The organism is Enterococcus sp. LJL98 (genome assembly GCF_054871745.1).
This window is the reverse complement of sequence record NZ_JBTXLU010000007.1, coordinates 75778-92854: the sequence shown is the minus strand read 5'-3', so window position 1 is coordinate 92854 and position 17077 is coordinate 75778. Positions and strand designations below refer to the sequence as shown.

The window sequence follows — 17077 nt, the reverse complement described above, 5'->3', positions numbered from 1 at the left end:
ACATAAAAAAAAGAGAACGTTTCGATTCTTTTCAGATTCCTTGTTCCCTTTTTACGATTGCTAATAGAGTGTGATGTGCTTAAAATCTTCTCGCTCGAGTAATTGTTGCTTAAAGGCTTCCAGCGCTCGTAATTCTATCATATTCTTATTGATCTTTGCATAGGCTTTTGTTCCATAATAGAGATCGATAATTGCTTCTGGGCTTTTATTTTGTGCGACCGCATTTTTGGCTAACTGGAAAGTCATGCGCGCTAAATAATAAGTCACATGGTTGTCTGAACAAATCGCTACCCCATGTTCAAGTAACGCATCACTCGTTTGATAGTCTTCATTATTGGCGTAAAAAGTGCCGCAATAATACAAGATATTTAACAAGCGCCAAATGTCGGTTGTTTCTTTAATTGGATAACGATAGACATCGGTGACCGCCTTATTAAAAAAGTATTCTGCTTTAGCAATTTCACCTAAATTCTCATAAAGAATTCCCATCCCTGTATAGGCGAGTAATACGAAGATTTCCATTTCTTCTGTGGGCGCTTCTGCGATGATTCGATTAAAATAAAAGGAAGCATCGGCAGTCGAACCGTTTTGTAATGCGATAACATACCCTTTTAAATAATCGTAATGCCAATGTTGTCTTTGCTCTGTTAATAATTCACTATCAATTTTCGTTAAGATCGATTCTGTTTTTTGATATTCTCGTAAAATAAAGTTAAATTCCGCCTTTGCCAACTGCCGATTCAGTTCACTTTCTTCGACGCCAACTTCTGGAAATAATTCACCTAGGCCTAAGTTCAAGCGATTGCATAGTTGAATCAATATTTTCACCGTTGGAATTTGACCATTATTTTCGAAGCGACTTAAAGTTGTTTGAGTACAAATTCCTTCGCTTAATTCTTTTTGAGAATATCCTAAGGCTTTTCTAGTTGCTACAAACCGTTGAATATCCATACAGGTCCTCCAATCCATTCTCTTTTTCCTATTGTATCATACCACTTTCGCTTGGTGCGCCTTTTTTTGTCAATGAGGCGACGAATGTTGTCTGTTTAAGCCTCGATTTAGTTGATGGCTTGAATCCTCTCAATAAACCGTTTCACCGCTTGCGAAAGTGAAACATTTTTTAAATAACAAATGCCAATTTGTCTCTTTGGCAAGCTCTCGGTTAATTGCACTTCAAAGACTTCTTGATTTTTTAAATAATGTTGTGAAAATTCACGAATCACACAGGCCACGCCTAAATTGATTTTCGCAAAATCTAACACAAGATCATGCGAGCCTAACTCAAAATCCGGTGAAAGTGTATAGCCTTTTTTTGTAAAGTAAGCTTCAACATATCGTCGTGAATTGGATTTGTCTTCTAGGAAAATTAAGGGTTGTTCGAGTAGCGTGTCAATTGTAATTTTTTCAGCCGCTAAATTGGAAAATTGTTCCCCACAAACAAAGGTATCTTGAACTGCTAAACAAGGAACAACTTCTAAATGATCATCTTTGATTGGAAGATTGCAAACCCCTAAATCGACTTTCCCTGATTTAATGAATCCCGTGATTTCAGGCGTCGTCCCATTTAAAATCGTCAGTTTAATCCCGGGATACTTTTCATGAAAGGCTTCTAAATAAGGCAGTAGATAGTAACGTGAAATGGTGTCACCTACACCAATACGCAAATGTCCGGCTTCCAGCGTTTTAAATTCAAGTAATTTTTCTTCTCCGACTTGAATCATTCCCAGTGCGGAGTGAATGTGCTCATTGAGCATCTTCCCCTCATTTGTTAAAATGACCCCTTTGGAAGTCCGATAAAAAAGTTGTAAATCCAGTTCTTTTTCTAGCTTTCCAATGGCTTGACTTACTGCAGATTGCGTCATATATAATTCTTGTGCGGCTTGCGAAAAACTTTGATTTTGGCTGACAACGTTAAAAATCCGATATAAATCTAAGTTCCCTATCATATTAGTTCTCCTTATCGCTGATATTACTAACATTAATTTTATTTATACCACTAGTTTATGATATAGTAAATAAGTAATGAATGCCAATAAAAAAATTAACTCAATTAGAGGAGAGATTCATTTTGACAAGAGCTGTTGGAACGGTCGTACGTGGGCTTCGTAGCCCGATTATTAACGAAGGTGACGATATCGAACAAATTACAGTCGATACGGTGCTGGAAGCTGCAAAAGCAGAAGGTTATACGATTGAAGATCGTGACATTATTTCACTCACGGAATCAATTGTTGCCCGTGCTCAAGGAAACTACGCAAGCATTGATGCCATAGCAAAAGACGTTAAAGCCAAATTTGAAAAAGGAACGGTTGGTGTCATCTTTCCGATTTTAAGCCGTAACCGCTTCTCATCAATTCTGCAAGGAATTGCTCGTGGTTCAAAAAAAATTATTTTAATGTTAAGCTACCCATCGGATGAAGTAGGGAATCACTTAGTCGATATTGAAGATTTAGACAACAAAGGCATTAACCCTTGGACCGATGTCTTATCCGAAAAAGATTTCCGGGAACATTTTGGAATGGTTGAACATGCTTTTACAGGTGTTGACTATATTGAATACTACAAATCCATCGTTGCTGAGGAAGGCGCAACCTGCGAAGTCATCTTCTCTAACAACGCGAAAACCATTTTAGATTATACAAAGGACGTCCTCACTTGTGATATCCACTCGCGCTTCCGCACCAAACGGATTTTAAAAGCCAATGGTGGTGAAACGATTTATGGTCTAGACGATATTTTAACTGCTTCCGTTGACGGAAGTGGCTTCAATGAAGCTTATGGACTACTTGGTTCCAATAAGGCTACCGACGATAGCGTAAAACTCTTCCCCAATAACTGTCAGCCAATTGTGGATTCGATCCAAGCAAAACTCAAAGAAGCCACAGGGAAAACAGTTGAAGTCATGGTGTATGGTGACGGGGCCTTCAAAGACCCAGTGGGCCAAATTTGGGAACTGGCTGATCCAGTCGTTTCTCCAGGCTATACAAGTGGTTTAGATGGCGTTCCTAATGAAATCAAACTCAAATACTTAGCAGATAATAACTTCTCACACTTAAAAGGAGAAGCATTAAAAACTGCCATTTCTGAACACATTAAAAATAAACAAGAAGATCTTGTTGGAAAAATGGAAGCCCAAGGTACAACGCCACGTAAATTAACCGATTTAATTGGTTCCTTATCTGATTTAACATCCGGTAGTGGAGACAAAGGCACACCAATGGTTTACATCCAAGGTTACTTCGATAACTTCACAGACTAATAAAAAAGACTTGGAAGATTCTTTTTAAGAATTTTCCAAATCTTTTTTTGTTTGTTCTAATTTTATTTTTTGGGGATGAATCTTGAAATACCAAGTCAGGCCAACCACATGGGCAAAATAAATAAAACCTAAGAGCCATTTCAAGTAAAGCATCGGAACCATAATAATGGATAAAGCAAAAACAATGCCCATCATCACAAACATCTTCACCATGCCTTTAGTAGAAATGTTTTTCTTAATTAAAAGATCAACAATATACATTTGATAGTACTTCGAATGTATAAAACGTTGATACAACTTATCCGAACTACGCAACCATAAATAACTTGTTGCTAAATAAAAACCCGTTGTAGGTAAAAAGGGGAGAAAAATACCAATTGTTCCTAATGTAAATGTCACACATCCTAAAAAAAGAAAAAGAATTCTTTTCAATACCATTCATCCTTTCCGCTGCTCCTATCATAGCATCCTTTTAAAAAAGCAGATAGAGATTTGTTTTCTCTATCTGCTTTTTATCATCTAATCTTTAATTGATGCGCCAGATACGCCGTCAGCTTCGCCATCTCCTGCATTTTCCGAAGCGCCAGAAACGGCATCTGCTTCTTTTCCACCTACAAGTTCTTGGCCCGTTTGTTGTAAATACCATTCGATTGTCGGTTTTAAGTCCCAAATGTATTCATTAATACCGACATAATTGCCTTGCTCATCGTGCATCGCTTGATAATTATGGACAATGTACTTTTCAGGCACATCTTTTGGTACGTGCACCCGAACCACGTCTGTTGCACCAGAGCGTAGTTGTTGAATGACCCATTCGACATTTTTTAATGCAAACTCAGGATGGCAATCTGCTAATGAATTCCCCACTTGTCCAGGAACGCGTGAAGCAAGCATCTCTGCAGCATCTTGGGTTTGATTGTAGTATAAAAATTGATTGTTATGGTCTGCATAGGTTAATTCCATTGGCATTGAAGAAAGGAAGTAGTTTAATTGATCAACCGTTAGCAACCCGCGATCTAATTTTACGTAATCGCTACCTTGCGCGGCTTGTGTTTTTTCAGCAGCTTGTTCTAACCAATCTTCTGCTGCCATCTCAATCCCTTCAACCGTCGTCTCAACCTTACCTGTTGCATGAAGATCTTCTGCTGGTAATGGTGGTTTTGGCGCTTGCATCACAGCAACCATATCAACAAATTTAACAAATTTTTCCAAACAAACTTTTAAAAAATCAATCGTCCGTTTTTCTTTTAGATTGTGCTGCTCATCAAAAGCTTGTTTGACATTGCCTAATAAGAACTCATTTCCTGGCATCACAATGGCATTCACACCTGGTGCATCTAGAATTTGACGCAAGTGTAATTGTGCCCTTGATGAGCCTTGGTTGTAATAAGACGCGCCAACAATCATCACTGGTTTGTTTTCGAGAGGATGTATGTTAAACGACAACCATTCTAATGCACTCTTTAAAGCAGCAGGAATTGTATGATTGTGTTCTGGCGTTGCAATAATCACACCATCCGCCATTTTAATTTTTTGATTGATGTATTGAACTTCTGGGCTATTCGTTTGGTCGTCACTTTGATTAAATAATGGTAAGTCTTTAATTTCTAAAACTTCTAAAGTAAAGAGGTTTTTATACTTTTTCGCGATGTATTGTAATAATAAACGATTATACGAAAACTCTGCGTTTGATCCTACGATTCCGACTAATTTCATTTTTTCGTTCCCCTATTCTTATTTATTTTCTTCCCATGAGAAGTTGGCTGCAGCCTTTTTATTTGCTTCATGTGCATGGTTTAATTGCTTCATGATTTCCATAAAGGTCGTGAAATCAGCAAATAATCCTTCGAGTTGTTGCACTTGCTCGGCGTCTTTTAGATTTCCTTCAGCATCAAAAGCTTGTAAAGAATGACCAAGTAAGAATTCAGAACTTGGCATGATTCGAGCCTTTAATTCGGGCGCATTTAAAATTTGGCGTAAGTGGGCTTGTGCTCTAGATGAACCTAACGTACCATAAGAAGCTCCTGTAATCATTACCGGTTTATCAACAAACGGATAAATACCATAAGACAACCAACTTAATGCGTTCATTAATGCCGCTGTTACCGCATGGTCATATTCCGGTGTACTAATAATCACGCCGTCAGCCGCTTCAATTTTTGCTGCCATTTCTTTCACAATCGCTGGTACAGTCATGTCTTCAGGTTTGTTAAACATCGGTACTGCTTTGATTTCCATTAACTCAATCTCAGCCTCTTGGCCAAAATGCTTCGCCATAAATTGTAATAACGTCCGGTTTGTTGATTGATCAGAGTTCGTTCCAACTAATCCGATAATTTTCTTCATATAAATCTTCCTCTCGATTTTTCTTTTTTAACAAATAAGATTTTCCAACTCTTTTGAATAATAGGTTTCCCCTGTGTTGGTAATCATAAACGCATAAATTTCAGGAAGTGTTGCCACAATTTCTAAAATTTCTTGCGGTTTTTTTCCAAATAAACGAGTCGTCCAAATTTCTCCATCACATGAATTTGACGAAAGAATGGTAAGACTCACGACCTCTGTTTGAATCGGATAGCCTGTTTTCGGATTCAAAATATGATGGTATTGCTGTGAATCGTGCATTAAGCTTCTTTCGTAAATACCTGAAGTAACCACCGATTGATTTTTAGTCTTTAACACAATCAAGGATTGTTTGCGTTCTTTGATTGGATTTTGAATACCAATTCGCCAATATTGATCTGAGTGTTTCGGCGAAGGTCCAAAAGTAACGAGATTCCCACCTAAGTTAAGTAAAGCCGATTTGACACCAACTTCTTTTAAATAAGTAATCAGCAATTCGGCAATAAAGCCTTTCGCTAAACAGCCCAAGTCAAGTAACATCCCTGCTTTTTTCAAGTAAACAGTCCGTGCTTCTTGATCTAAAATGATTTTCCGGGGATCCGTTATGGCAAGCAAGTGTTGAATTTCTGCTTCTGTTGGTACCCTAGCATCTGAAAAACCAATGCGCCAGGTTTGTACTAACGGACCGATGGCAATATTCAAATGACTTTGCTGCGCACAACTATGCGTTTTTCCAATCTGAATTAACTCAAATAATTCTGGATGAACCACAACTGCTGTTTTTCCAGCAGCTTGATTGATGGCCATTAATTCTGAAGTCACATCATTGGCACTAAAGCGCTTTTCATAACGTTTGAGTCGTTGAATCGCTTCTATTAAAATAGGCCCTGGATTTTCGTGTTCAATGCTTAAGTCGATAATTGTTCCCATCAAACGAACTTGCTGTGTTTCTTGCCTCATGTCATCCCTCTTTTATGTTATAAACCTCACGACATTCACTAAATTTCACTTTAAAAACAAAGCTTTTCTTCTTTTTTGAAGCTTTTTAAAAAAAGCAAATCCTTGTTTCTTTCCATCAAATGGTAAAATAAACTTGCTATCCTTGCCTTCAAATAAAAAGGATTCACCAAACTTCTTTTATAGGATAAAAAAGCAAATGCATTGAATCTTTGTGCGTAAATTCACATTTATTTACAATTAGATTATACAATCAAAAGATATTTTGGTCAACACTTTATATAAAAAAATATATATTTAATCTTTTCCTTGTTAAAAACAGACAGAAAAAAGAATGATTCCAATAAAAAAACGCCCCTCATCATAGACTAGAATTTTTTTCTAGTGTCTACGATGAGAGGAGCATATCATGGACGTTCGTTTTTTTTTTTATTTAAAACCGAATAAACCTGGAATATAGTAAGTTAAAATCAACATAATCACACATGCTGTTAAAATCCCCAAAGCAATTGGGACCACTGATTTTTTAGGTGGTAAACCTAACAACGCAGCAATCAATGAGCCGGTCCATGCGCCGGTTCCCGGAAGTGGAATAGCGACAAATAAAAACAACCCAATCATTAAACGGTTCGGATACTTCGCTAACATTTGCTCGCCACCACTACGTCCTTTTTCAATCATTTTACTGGCTAATTTCTGAATCGGTCCACGGACAGAAAGGAAATTTAAAATGGTTTCAATAAAAAAGATAATGAAGGGCACTGGTAACATATTCCCAATCACGGCAATCGGTGCCGCGACTTGCCAAGGTACACCTAATAAACTGGCCGCAATTAACCCGCCCCGTAGTTCTAAAATCGGTAAAAGTGAAATCACAAACACAGTGACTTTAGGATCGAGGAAGGACTGAAAAAAAGATAAAACGGTTTCTAACATTTTTTTTAACTCCTTTAATTTTCAATTCTTTTTATTTTATCAAAAGACAGAGAGAGAAGCTAGCTTTCTTTGTAATCTGAAAAAAATCGGTGAATTTCCACTCACCGATTTTTCTATTTGTATTTTTCTTCTAAGCGACTCATCCAAGCACCTAAAGCCGTTCCAGCTAACAATAAAAGGACAGAGGCAGCGTAATGTATTCCCGTGAATTCGGTGTCGTTCGTGGGAATAATCATCACCGTTGAAGCAAAGACAATCCCTAAGATAAAGTGAAACAACTGGGCATAAGCCTTGCTAAAAATAAAATCCATCAACTTTGATAACCCTAGGACTGTGACAACGCCACCAATCCCAATTGGTAAAATCACTTGAAAGTTCAACGCTTTAATCCCATCAGACATCGCCTTGTACATCCCCATATAAATTAAGAAGTTGGATGGACTTAAGCCTGGTACAATCATCCCTAGACCAATCAAACCACCGGCAATCATCCAGGTTAGGAAGTTTTGTTGTACTTCTGAAAATAAGGATGAACCTTGCCATAAGAATAAATAACCAACAATAAAACTAACGGCTAAAATAATCAAGTCCCGATTCGATCGACCTTCTTTTCCTGCTTCTTTCCAAAGAGCTGGAATGGTTCCCACAATGCAGCCCACAAAAAACCACATCATCATCACTTCATAGGTACCTAATAAAAAACTAACCCCAAAAGATAAAAGAAAAATCCCTGTTATCCCACCTAAACCAATCGGGAGAAAGAAAAGAACATTTTCTTTAAAATTCTTGGTAAGATGAGCTAAAAATGAAATAATTCGTTCATAAATTCCAAAAATTGCCGCGAGGGCGCCCCCACTCACTCCTGGTAAAATAAAGCCAGAGCCGATAAACATGCCTTTAACAAAACGTAATAGCCAATCTTTCGTACCTTTTTTCATCGTTTCCTCCTATTAATCTAGTTCGTACCTCATTCAAACCTTTATTTTATCAAAAGTTCTTCCCTATACAAAGCGGCTTAAGGAAAAATTAGAGAAACCTAGAAAAAACATGGACTCTAAACTTTCAATTAAAGCAATGCCCCGTTATAATAAAGGGGCCCCTTAGTGGCATTTTACTTTTAAAGAAAGAGGCGATTTTTTGACACCCTTTTCCATCATGCTCAGTTACTTGATTGTGATCAACCTTTTCTCTATTTCTTTAATGTATCAGGATAAGCAAAAGGCCTTGAAAAAACAGTGGCGAATTCCTGAGAAAACGTTATTTACCGTCGCATTCTTTGGTGGTTCAATTGGTATTTTACTAGGAGGCCGACTTTTCCATCATAAAACAAATAAGAGAGCCTTTAAATACGGTATTCCGTTCATCATCTTTTTCCAAATCCTTCTTAGTCTAAGTCTTTTCTATTATTTCACTTAAAAAAGCCATCCTCCCACAGTCAAAAGACCTTGAGAGGATGGCTTCTTTATTAGACGTAAAAGAGATTTTTCGATGGGAAGTTTGGATCACAGGTAAAGGAGATACCTAAACTTCTTAACACTTGTTCATCATCTTTATTTAAAATCACCGTTGAATGGGCTTGGGTATCCTTTAACTGCCCCAGCTTGCTATAGGCAAGTTGCGCCGTTGGATTCGTCACTGCGCTAATCGATAAGGCGATTAAAATTTCTGAGATATTTAATGAAGTTATCCGACCTGAGAGCTCGTCGGCTTTTAATTTTTGAATCGGCTCTAAAATATTTGGCGAGAGTAATAAAATATCATCACTAATATTCGCCATGAATTTAATCGCATTTAAGACAGCTGAAGCACTGGCATCCATTAATTCTGAACCACGCCCTGTAATAATTTGACCATCCGTCAGCTCTAAAGCCATCACAGGTGGGGTAAATTCTTGATCCCAGTCTTCTCGCTGTTTCAAACGCTCAGAATATTCTCTAGCTGGCAATACACAGACACGATTTTCCGGTCGTAAATCAAGCTCCTCCATAATGATTTGCATCCGATTTAAAGGTTCAATATCTGTTAGCCCTTTTTTATAATTGCTTTCGGTTTCAAAATAGCGACGAATGATTTCTTGTTTTGACGCTTCCTGAACCACTGCGTCATCAATAATTCCAAAACCAATTCGATTCACTCCCATATCCGTTGGTGAATGAAATTCTGCCTCACGTCCAGTAATTCTTTCAATTGTACGCTTAATAATCGGGAAGGTTTCGATGTCACGATTATAATTCACTGCCACTTCTCCATAATAATCATAATGGAAAGAATCGATCATATTGACGTCTTTTAAATCAACCGTCGCTGCTTCATAGGCAATATTTAAAGGATGTTTTAACGGAATATTCCAAACAGGGAAGGTCTCAAACTTGGAATAGCCTCCTGTATGACCATAACGACTCTCGTGATACAGTTGATTTAAACAAGTCGCCAACTTCCCACTTCCTGCACCAGGACCCGTCACAACAACGATGGGTTTCGTTGTTGGAATATAGTCATTTTGACCAAAGCCTTCATCGCTGACGATTTGATCCACATTGACAGGATAGCCTTCGATTTCGCGATGAGTGTAGACTTTCATCCCCCGTTGTTCTAATTTATTAATAAAAATTTTCGTTGAAGGTTGTCCGTTATATCTAGTAATAACGACACTGTTCACCACTAACTCATAATCACTGAGTTCATCGATTAGTCGCATAATATCCATATCGTAGGTAATCCCATAATCACCCCGAATTTTATTTCGTTCGATATCCCCTGCATAGACACAAATAATGATTTCTGTCTGATCTTTTAATTTATGTAATAGTTTAATTTTAGCATCTTGATCAAATCCCGGTAAGACACGTTTCGCGTGCATATCGCCAATCAACTTACCTCCAAATTCAAGGTACAACTTATCGTAATGGTTCACTCGTTCTAAAATATATTTCGATTGCTCTTCGATATATTTTTTTGGATCAAAACCAATTTTCTTTGTCATTTTTTCACATACCCCTCATCTATATTGGAAACAAAAGAAATGCTCTTGTCCTATTCAAACAGAAAAAAGGTGTGTTGACAACCAATTCCTACTAGAAATTAGAAAAATATTATTGAAGAGGCTTACGCTTCTCATACACTACTCCCTCTTCCCATGCACATCGTCATTTATCGATTTTTACTCTTACTTTCCCCTTCTTTTTAAGCTAACAACGAAGCAATTTCTTCGACTTTTTGCTTCTCATATGCTATTTTATAAAAGTGACAAAGTGTCACTACCTTGTTTGTAACTAGCGAAAAAAATCAAAACAGGAGGAAAATCTGGATGCCTAAAGAAACTTTTTTGAATTTATCAAGCGAGCGACAAGCACGAATCGATGATATTTTACTCAATGTATTTTTCGAACAACACCTTAGCCAAGTCAATGTTTCTGAAATTGTTAAGCAAATGGCGATGTCTCGTGGTGCTTTTTATAAATACTTTGAAGATTTAACAGACGCACATACCTATATCGTCAAAAAATATTCTGCCATGATTCACCGTGATATTTTCGATTTTGTCCAGCAAGCCGATTCGAATTTTTTCCTTGGTATTCGTCAATACTTTGTCTGGTGCACCCAGCTCGATCGCCAGTCAACTGATTGGAAAGGCTTAGTTCTCTTGACGCGGACCAATCATCAAAGAACCATGAAACGCTCGCGTGAAAAGAAAAGTTCTGTTCAAGCAAAGCAATGGCTCGCATTGCTTGAAAAAAACAACTATCAGACGCACTCAAATGAAGAAGCGGACCATTTATTTTTCTTTCTCATCGAAATGGTCGTTGATTCACTCACGAATTGGATTATTAACGATTGGACGACAGAGGAGTTTTTGACTGATTTTGATTATCGCGTGAAGTGGTTGACACAAGGAATACTACACAAAAAGAAAGAGGATGATGTACAATGAACAAATTAGCAAGAGCAAGCATGACTTATGCCATTATCGGATTGATTTCGGGTGTATTTTATCGTGAATTTACCAAAATGAATGACTTTCGTGGATTTACGCAACTCAGTGTCCTGCACACGCATTTATTAATCTTAGGAATGTTTTTCTTCTTGATTGTCTTACTACTTGACCACGCTTTTCACTTATCCGAAGAAAAAAATTTCAAGAAGTTTTATATCTTTTACAACAGCGGATTCGGCTTAACTGTCTTGATGATGGTTATTCATGGAATTATGCAAGTTCTAGGTAAAGCAGACCACGCGGCAATTAGTGGCATGGCTGGGTTAGGTCATATCATTTTAACGATTGGACTCTTTTTCTTCTTCCAAAGCCTTTTATCTGCAATCAAAAAAACAGAAGCAAGAGATTCTTAAGAAAAAGGCATGCGCCCCTCACTTTGTTGACGAGCGCATGCCTTTTTTAATCTATAAAAAACGAATCAATCAGATATTCTGGATCTACATAAATCGTGCGGTACCATTTATAATGACCCATTTCGTGCAAAGTTTCCCGGTTTGAACGGCTCATTGAAAAACCAAGAATCGCAATCATACTACCTAATACAACGAGAACAATACCGATTTTCAGTAATCTTTGTTTCGACGCTTCAATCATCATCTTACAATCACCTTCTTACGGAAAATTTGTGTCATTTTCTCAAGACTCATTTTTGTAACAGCCTGCATCTTTTTCGTTGAATAATAAGTCACGAGACCACAAAGAATCGCTAGCCCTAACAACAACAATCCTATTCCTAGCTGAATTACTCCAATGATAAAAATATCTGCCAGCATAAAAGGGAGACCAATGATACTAACTAATCCCCCAACAAAAAAACCAAAAGTTAGCAAAATGGTCGTCAAAGGCACACACCAAATAATCAAATAAGCAGAAAAGAATAGCGCAGCTACCGCAACCAATAAACTTCCCCACAAAGGAAAACCTAAAATCAATAAACCGATCGTGAGTACCTTATTACTCGAATTTGTATTTTTTGAAAAGGACGTTTCTTGTTCTTTTAAAATTTGCTGCGCGATTTCTCGCGGCTCACCGATTTGTTTAAACACATCCGCCTCACTTAACCCATCTTCTAAATAGTCCTCGATCATCTCTGCATAGTAAGACACAAATCTCGCTCTTTCCCTTTTGCTTAATGCTGTCAACTCGCTTGTTAACTCTTCTAAAAACTCAGCTTTCATCGGATGAATCCTCTCCTTTTATAAATCGATAAATGGCCATCACTTGTTGCCAATCGGTCAAAAACTCTTGAACGCGATGCTCTCCAATTAAAGTAATTTGATAATATTTCCTTAAACGGCCATTATGCGCAACCGAGTAAGTCACGACGCAATCATTTTTTTCTAAACGTTTTAAAATCGGGTATAAAGTCGACTCGGATATTTCGACGTACTCAGAGACATCTTTAATAATTTGATACCCATACGAATCTTTCTTCTTCAAGACCGCCAAGACACAATACTCTAACAAGCCTTTTTTTAATTGAATATCCATAGGACACCTCCCTATACGCAATACTATACATTGCATAGTATTGATGGTCAAGTTTTTTTTGCTTTTTTTATTCAACATCACTAAAAAAAGCATGCAAACCGTTTTCTTAATAACGGTTTACATGCTTCTTGCGATACTTAAAGGATTTCCTCGGGATTAGAGGTTTCATCAGCTTTTAAAACAAATGACTGGGTGGCATAATCGCCATATAAATTTGGATGCATATAGATTCCGATATGCATTAACTCCTCACCTGAAATCAACTGTCCATTCACTTGATAAGTCATATCCGCGACCAGCCCGGCCAGTTTCAACGTCACATAAGCGGAAGATGCCTCTGCGAGTACGCGGAAATAAAACACCAATGCTTCTTTTTGATCTTTTGATACAAACATCCAAGCAACCTCGTTTTCTTCGTATGGGCTTTTTAGACGAATAAAGGTTCCGTATTGAAGCAATGTGCGATGTGTTTTATAGAACTGTACTTGTTCAATAATTTCCGTTTTTTCCTCTTTTGTTAGCTGAGTCAAATCAAGTTCATAACCAAAAACCCCAGACATGGCAACATTCCCACGAATTTCAAGACTTGTCTGACGCCCCGTTTGATGATTAGGGATGGCAGATACGTGCGCCCCCATTGATGAGATTGGATAGACGAAGCTTGTACTGTATTGTATTTTTAAGCGAGCAATTGCATCAGTGTTGTCACTTGTCCACGTTTGCGGCATATAATACAGCATACCGGCATCAAAACGTCCGCCACCACCTGAACAACTTTCGAATAAAATCTGAGGATAACGTTGCGTTAATTTTTCCATAAAATCATACAGACCTAAAATGTAGCGGTGGGAAACTTCGCCTTGCATTGAAGGATCAAGTAATAAAGAATAGACCTCCGTCATATTTCGATTCATGTCCCATTTAATATAGTCCACTGGTACCCGATCTAAAATCGCAACCATTTGATTGAAAATATGCGAGCGGACATCGGCACGAGAAAAGTCTAGAACATGCTGTTGACGACTTAACGAACGTGGACGATTCGGAACAGATAAGACCCAATCTGGATGTTGACGGTGTAACTCACTGTCTTTTGAAATCATTTCCGGTTCAAACCACAAGCCGAATTTCATACCTTTGTCATGCACATACTGTGAAATTCCTTCTAAGCCTTGTGCCAGCTTCCCTTCATATTCAAACCAATCGCCCAATGAACGATGATCGTCTTTTCGCTCTCCAAACCAACCATCATCTAAAACAAACATTTCAATCCCTAATTTTTGAGCTTCATCAACAATTCCGTGAATTTTTTCATCATCGAAATCAAAATAAGTGGCTTCCCAATTATTGATTAAAATTGGACGTTCTTTAAATTGATGCTGTCCGCGAACTAAGTGGTGATTGAATAACTCATGATACGTTTGTGACATTTGATTCAGACCTTGATGACTATAAACATTTACCACTTCGGGTGTTTGAAAACGAGCACCTGGTTGTAATTGCCAAGCGAAATTAAAAGGATTCATTCCCATCACAACTCTTGTTTGCTTGTAGTTGTCTTTTTCAATCATTGTTTGATGGTTCCCACTATAGACGAGACAAGCACCATACGCTTCGCCTTGAAACTCTGTTGTTGTCGGTTCGACGAGTGTGATAAAAGGATTTTGATGATGACTACTCGAACCTCTCTTGCTATCCAAGACCTTCGTTCCGATCTCAACCGGTTCACGCGTTAGTTGCCGTTCTCTTCCCCAAGCACCATTAAAATGAATCAATTCAAATGAGCGATTCGGAAAATCAAGGGATTGACTGGCCAATTGATTGATTTCAATGGTTTGCTCACTTTCATTGACTATCTCCGTTGAGCGAATCACCACTGGATAGTCACGGTAAATCGTATAATTTAACTTTAAAACAAGTTGTGCAATTGGATCTTTCAAAGTGATAACTAATGTTTGGGCCTGTTCTTTTTCTGTCGTATAGAGTTGCGGCAAGCCCTCAATCACAACTTTCCCATGGACAATTTCAAAAGAATCGTATCGAAAATCCGTAATTCGACTCCCATCAGCTAACTTAAAATTGTAGGCTGGCTCTCGAAAATCACCGAAACCATATCCTGGATATTCAAGCATGACGGTGTCAAGGGAAAATTTATCATGATTCGCCTCCTCTGGATAAGGACCAAATGAACGCATGTCTCTCACATATTGATAGTGACCTGAATAATGACTCACCTTCTTCCCAAAATATAAATGTGCTAAATATCCATGTTCTTCCACTTCAATCAAGTAACTAATAGCTTCATTACTTAAATGAAAAACTTTTTTCTCATCACTATATTTAATCATTTTTTACTCACTTTCATTAATAATAATATTTTTATTTCACCGATCCATTCGTCATTCCGGAGATGATGTTCCTTTGGAAAACTAAGTACACAGATAAAATAACGATAATCCCGATAACATAGGAAGCAAATGACGGACCATAATCGCTAAAATATTGTCCCTGATAATTATACTGAAATAACGGTAAAGTCCAATTCGAAGCATCTTTGTTTAAAAGAAGCAAGGGTAATAAAAAATCATTCCAAATCCATAGAGCATTGATAATCAAAGTTGTCGCATGCATCGGCTTCATCAGTGGAAACATTATTTTAAAATACATTCGAAATTTTCCACAGCCATCCATTTCAGCAGCTTCATCTAATTCTTCAGGAATCGCCGTTTTAATGTAACCTACATATAAAAACAATGTCTGTGGAACAGCATAAGCTAAATAAAGAATAATCAAGCCTGAAATATTTGAAAGCCCTAACTTGGTCATCATTGAAGTAATCGGAATCATGATTACTTGAAACGGCACAAAAATCCCTAAAATTAAGAACGAGTATAATAAAGCGAAGGCCTTTTTCTTAGATATATTCCTTGCGATTGAAAAAGCAGCCATTGGAACAAATAATGTAATCAACCCTATTGCTAATACTGTTATAACCGTAGAATTGAAAAAATATTGTCCGATTCCGTCATCAATCAATCGTTGGAAGTTATTCATCGTAAATGGATTTGGTAGTCCAAAAAAGTTCCCTGTGATTTGATTTGTCTCTTTAAACGAACTCAAAACAGTTAGGTATAACGGGATAAAAATGATGATAAATCCTAACGTTAAAAATAAATAACTAAAAAAACTTCCTTTTTGTTTCATCTTCTTCTCCCCCTATACTTCGAATCGTTTAGACATTCGAATTTGTAAGACTGATATGACAGCAATGACTAAGAATAATACAACCGCAATCGCATTAGCATATCCATATTGATTACTTTTAAATGCATAATTATAGACAAGTAAACCCAATGTTGTCGTTTTGTCACTAGGCCCACCACCTGTTAAAGCAAAGATCAAATCAAATGCAGTTAACCCTGATTTTAATGCCATAATAAAAACCATACTTAGTGAAGGTAAAAGATATGGCAATTCTATATGACGAAATTTTTGGCGATTAGTCGCCCCATCAATTGATGCGGCCTCCAGGATATCCTCTGGGATACTCTGTAAACCCGCTAAAAATATGACAATAGGCATCGCAACTCCTTGCCATAAAGCAACAAATAAGACGCCCCAAAAAACAGTTTTTTCATTGGCTATTAAATTTTGTTCTAAGAATCCTATACCTAACTTTTCACCCAGTTGTGGTAATCCATAGTTAAAAACTTGTTTAAAGATTAATCCCAAAGTAACGGTACTTAATACTGCTGGAAAAAAATATGCTGTTCGGAAGAAACCAATACCTTTCATCTTTCGATTTAAAAACCGAGCAACAAATACGCCTATTAAAATTTCTCCAACAATTAATCCAATTGTAAAAATTACAGTGAAACTAACAGACTTCATGAATTTTTGATCTGCCAAAATCGATTGATAGTTTTTTAATCCTATCAAATTGTAGTTATTCGTCAAGCCTGTCCAATCAGTAAAACTGTAGTAGAACCCTTGAATCATTGGTGCATAGAAAAAGATTAATTGCAACAAGAGAGGCACAAGTATGAATATGTATGCCCAGTTCCGATTGAGTAAACTTCCTTTTTTCATTATTCTTC

The 17077-nt window shown here is 37.3% G+C and carries 19 protein-coding genes; 4 read left to right on the top strand and 15 right to left on the bottom strand.

The window, feature by feature from the left end:
* Positions 1 to 60 precede the first annotated feature (60 nt).
* Positions 61 to 951 (bottom strand): helix-turn-helix domain-containing protein, encoded by an 891-nt coding sequence (locus ACYSNO_RS07250; protein ID WP_461730402.1) that lies wholly within the window; start codon positions 949 to 951, stop codon positions 61 to 63.
* A 107-nt stretch (positions 952 to 1058) separates the two neighbouring features.
* Positions 1059 to 1946 carry a LysR family transcriptional regulator gene (locus tag ACYSNO_RS07245; protein ID WP_461730401.1) on the bottom strand — a complete coding sequence of 296 codons (888 nt, stop codon included), beginning with the start codon at positions 1944 to 1946 and terminating at the stop codon, positions 1059 to 1061.
* Positions 1947 to 2068: 122 nt separating this feature from the next.
* Between ACYSNO_RS07245 and ACYSNO_RS07240 the strand changes: the two genes are divergently transcribed.
* The gene (locus ACYSNO_RS07240) at positions 2069 to 3259 is read left to right on the top strand and encodes a coenzyme F420-0:L-glutamate ligase (protein ID WP_461730400.1); all 1191 of its coding nucleotides are present in this window, start codon (positions 2069 to 2071) and stop codon (positions 3257 to 3259) included.
* Positions 3260 to 3283: 24 nt separating this feature from the next.
* Here ACYSNO_RS07240 and ACYSNO_RS07235 read toward each other — a convergent pair whose 3' ends face one another.
* From ACYSNO_RS07235 to ACYSNO_RS07210, 6 genes are all read right to left on the bottom strand, one after another.
* Positions 3284 to 3691 (bottom strand): YbaN family protein, encoded by a 408-nt coding sequence (locus ACYSNO_RS07235; protein ID WP_461730399.1) that lies wholly within the window; start codon positions 3689 to 3691, stop codon positions 3284 to 3286.
* Positions 3692 to 3778: 87 nt separating this feature from the next.
* The gene (locus ACYSNO_RS07230; RefSeq protein WP_461730398.1) at positions 3779 to 4975 is read right to left on the bottom strand and encodes an NAD(P)H-dependent oxidoreductase; all 1197 of its coding nucleotides are present in this window, start codon (positions 4973 to 4975) and stop codon (positions 3779 to 3781) included.
* Between the two features lie 18 nt (positions 4976 to 4993).
* Positions 4994 to 5605: an NADPH-dependent FMN reductase gene (locus tag ACYSNO_RS07225; protein WP_461730397.1), complete on the bottom strand. Its 612-nt coding sequence runs from the start codon at positions 5603 to 5605 to the stop codon at positions 4994 to 4996.
* Positions 5606 to 5632: 27 nt separating this feature from the next.
* Positions 5633 to 6562 (bottom strand): FAD:protein FMN transferase, encoded by a 930-nt coding sequence (locus ACYSNO_RS07220; RefSeq protein ID WP_461730396.1) that lies wholly within the window; start codon positions 6560 to 6562, stop codon positions 5633 to 5635.
* 426 nt (positions 6563 to 6988) lie between these two features.
* Complete coding sequence (locus ACYSNO_RS07215; RefSeq protein WP_461730395.1) at positions 6989 to 7495, bottom strand: COG2426 family protein; 507 nt, start codon at positions 7493 to 7495, stop codon at positions 6989 to 6991.
* 113 nt (positions 7496 to 7608) lie between these two features.
* Positions 7609 to 8433 carry a DUF368 domain-containing protein gene (locus ACYSNO_RS07210; RefSeq protein WP_461730394.1) on the bottom strand — a complete coding sequence of 275 codons (825 nt, stop codon included), beginning with the start codon at positions 8431 to 8433 and terminating at the stop codon, positions 7609 to 7611.
* 217 nt (positions 8434 to 8650) lie between these two features.
* Between ACYSNO_RS07210 and ACYSNO_RS07205 the strand changes: the two genes are divergently transcribed.
* The gene (locus ACYSNO_RS07205) at positions 8651 to 8911 is read left to right on the top strand and encodes a DUF1294 domain-containing protein (protein ID WP_461730439.1); all 261 of its coding nucleotides are present in this window, start codon (positions 8651 to 8653) and stop codon (positions 8909 to 8911) included.
* A 49-nt stretch (positions 8912 to 8960) separates the two neighbouring features.
* Here the strand turns inward: ACYSNO_RS07205 and ACYSNO_RS07200 are convergent, their stop codons facing one another.
* Positions 8961 to 10478, bottom strand: a complete 1518-nt coding sequence (locus ACYSNO_RS07200) for a DUF1846 domain-containing protein (protein WP_461730393.1) — start codon at positions 10476 to 10478, stop codon at positions 8961 to 8963.
* 324 nt (positions 10479 to 10802) lie between these two features.
* Here ACYSNO_RS07200 and ACYSNO_RS07195 point away from each other — a divergent pair, with 324 nt between their 5' ends.
* Together ACYSNO_RS07195 and ACYSNO_RS07190 are read left to right on the top strand one after the other, a co-directional pair.
* On the top strand, positions 10803 to 11426 hold the full coding sequence (locus ACYSNO_RS07195; protein ID WP_461730392.1) for a TetR/AcrR family transcriptional regulator: 624 nt from the start codon (positions 10803 to 10805) through the stop codon (positions 11424 to 11426).
* Positions 11423 to 11842, top strand: coding sequence for a DUF2871 domain-containing protein (locus ACYSNO_RS07190; RefSeq protein WP_461730391.1), 420 nt, complete (start codon positions 11423 to 11425; stop codon positions 11840 to 11842). The genes ACYSNO_RS07195 and ACYSNO_RS07190 overlap by 4 nt, the downstream gene beginning before the upstream one ends.
* A 46-nt stretch (positions 11843 to 11888) precedes the next feature.
* On the opposite strand, the gene ACYSNO_RS07185 is transcribed toward ACYSNO_RS07190, so the two are convergent.
* The 6 genes from ACYSNO_RS07185 to ACYSNO_RS07160 form a co-directional block, all read right to left on the bottom strand.
* Positions 11889 to 12083, bottom strand: coding sequence for a hypothetical protein (locus tag ACYSNO_RS07185; protein WP_461730390.1), 195 nt, complete (start codon positions 12081 to 12083; stop codon positions 11889 to 11891).
* A complete protein-coding gene (locus ACYSNO_RS07180) occupies positions 12083 to 12667 on the bottom strand; it encodes a DUF1700 domain-containing protein (protein ID WP_461730389.1) in 585 nt (194 codons plus the stop codon). Before ACYSNO_RS07180 ends, ACYSNO_RS07185 begins: the two co-directional genes overlap by 1 nt.
* Entirely contained in the window at positions 12657 to 12980 is a 324-nt protein-coding gene (locus ACYSNO_RS07175) for a PadR family transcriptional regulator (RefSeq protein ID WP_461730388.1), read from the bottom strand. Before ACYSNO_RS07175 ends, ACYSNO_RS07180 begins: the two co-directional genes overlap by 11 nt.
* Before the next feature lie 137 nt (positions 12981 to 13117).
* Positions 13118 to 15328 carry an alpha-galactosidase gene (locus tag ACYSNO_RS07170; protein WP_461730387.1) on the bottom strand — a complete coding sequence of 737 codons (2211 nt, stop codon included), beginning with the start codon at positions 15326 to 15328 and terminating at the stop codon, positions 13118 to 13120.
* A gap of 31 nt (positions 15329 to 15359) precedes the next feature.
* Positions 15360 to 16184, bottom strand: a complete 825-nt coding sequence (locus ACYSNO_RS07165; protein ID WP_461730386.1) for a carbohydrate ABC transporter permease — start codon at positions 16182 to 16184, stop codon at positions 15360 to 15362.
* A gap of 12 nt (positions 16185 to 16196) precedes the next feature.
* On the bottom strand, positions 16197 to 17069 hold the full coding sequence (locus ACYSNO_RS07160) for a carbohydrate ABC transporter permease (RefSeq protein WP_461730385.1): 873 nt from the start codon (positions 17067 to 17069) through the stop codon (positions 16197 to 16199).
* Between the last annotated feature and the right edge of the window lie 8 nt (positions 17070 to 17077).

Excerpts from the sequence above, each read along its gene's own strand:
- ACYSNO_RS07250 (WP_461730402.1), bottom strand. The coding sequence starts at position 951 with ATGGATATTCAACGGTTTGTAGCAACTAGAAAAGCCTTAGGATATTCT.
- ACYSNO_RS07245 (WP_461730401.1), bottom strand. The coding sequence starts at position 1,946 with ATGATAGGGAACTTAGATTTATATCGGATTTTTAACGTTGTCAGCCAA.
- ACYSNO_RS07230 (WP_461730398.1), bottom strand. The coding sequence starts at position 4,975 with ATGAAATTAGTCGGAATCGTAGGATCAAACGCAGAGTTTTCGTATAAT.
- ACYSNO_RS07225 (WP_461730397.1), bottom strand. The coding sequence starts at position 5,605 with ATGAAGAAAATTATCGGATTAGTTGGAACGAACTCTGATCAATCAACA.
- ACYSNO_RS07220 (WP_461730396.1), bottom strand. The coding sequence starts at position 6,562 with ATGAGGCAAGAAACACAGCAAGTTCGTTTGATGGGAACAATTATCGAC.
- ACYSNO_RS07215 (WP_461730395.1), bottom strand. The coding sequence starts at position 7,495 with ATGTTAGAAACCGTTTTATCTTTTTTTCAGTCCTTCCTCGATCCTAAA.
- ACYSNO_RS07210 (WP_461730394.1), bottom strand. The coding sequence starts at position 8,433 with ATGAAAAAAGGTACGAAAGATTGGCTATTACGTTTTGTTAAAGGCATG.
- ACYSNO_RS07205 (WP_461730439.1), top strand. The coding sequence starts at position 8,651 with ATGCTCAGTTACTTGATTGTGATCAACCTTTTCTCTATTTCTTTAATG.
- ACYSNO_RS07200 (WP_461730393.1), bottom strand. The coding sequence starts at position 10,478 with ATGACAAAGAAAATTGGTTTTGATCCAAAAAAATATATCGAAGAGCAA.
- ACYSNO_RS07195 (WP_461730392.1), top strand. The coding sequence starts at position 10,803 with ATGCCTAAAGAAACTTTTTTGAATTTATCAAGCGAGCGACAAGCACGA.
- ACYSNO_RS07190 (WP_461730391.1), top strand. The coding sequence starts at position 11,423 with ATGAACAAATTAGCAAGAGCAAGCATGACTTATGCCATTATCGGATTG.
- ACYSNO_RS07185 (WP_461730390.1), bottom strand. The coding sequence starts at position 12,083 with ATGATTGAAGCGTCGAAACAAAGATTACTGAAAATCGGTATTGTTCTC.
- ACYSNO_RS07180 (WP_461730389.1), bottom strand. The coding sequence starts at position 12,667 with ATGAAAGCTGAGTTTTTAGAAGAGTTAACAAGCGAGTTGACAGCATTA.
- ACYSNO_RS07175 (WP_461730388.1), bottom strand. The coding sequence starts at position 12,980 with ATGGATATTCAATTAAAAAAAGGCTTGTTAGAGTATTGTGTCTTGGCG.
- ACYSNO_RS07170 (WP_461730387.1), bottom strand. The coding sequence starts at position 15,328 with ATGATTAAATATAGTGATGAGAAAAAAGTTTTTCATTTAAGTAATGAA.
- ACYSNO_RS07165 (WP_461730386.1), bottom strand. The coding sequence starts at position 16,184 with ATGAAACAAAAAGGAAGTTTTTTTAGTTATTTATTTTTAACGTTAGGA.
- ACYSNO_RS07160 (WP_461730385.1), bottom strand. The coding sequence starts at position 17,069 with ATGAAAAAAGGAAGTTTACTCAATCGGAACTGGGCATACATATTCATA.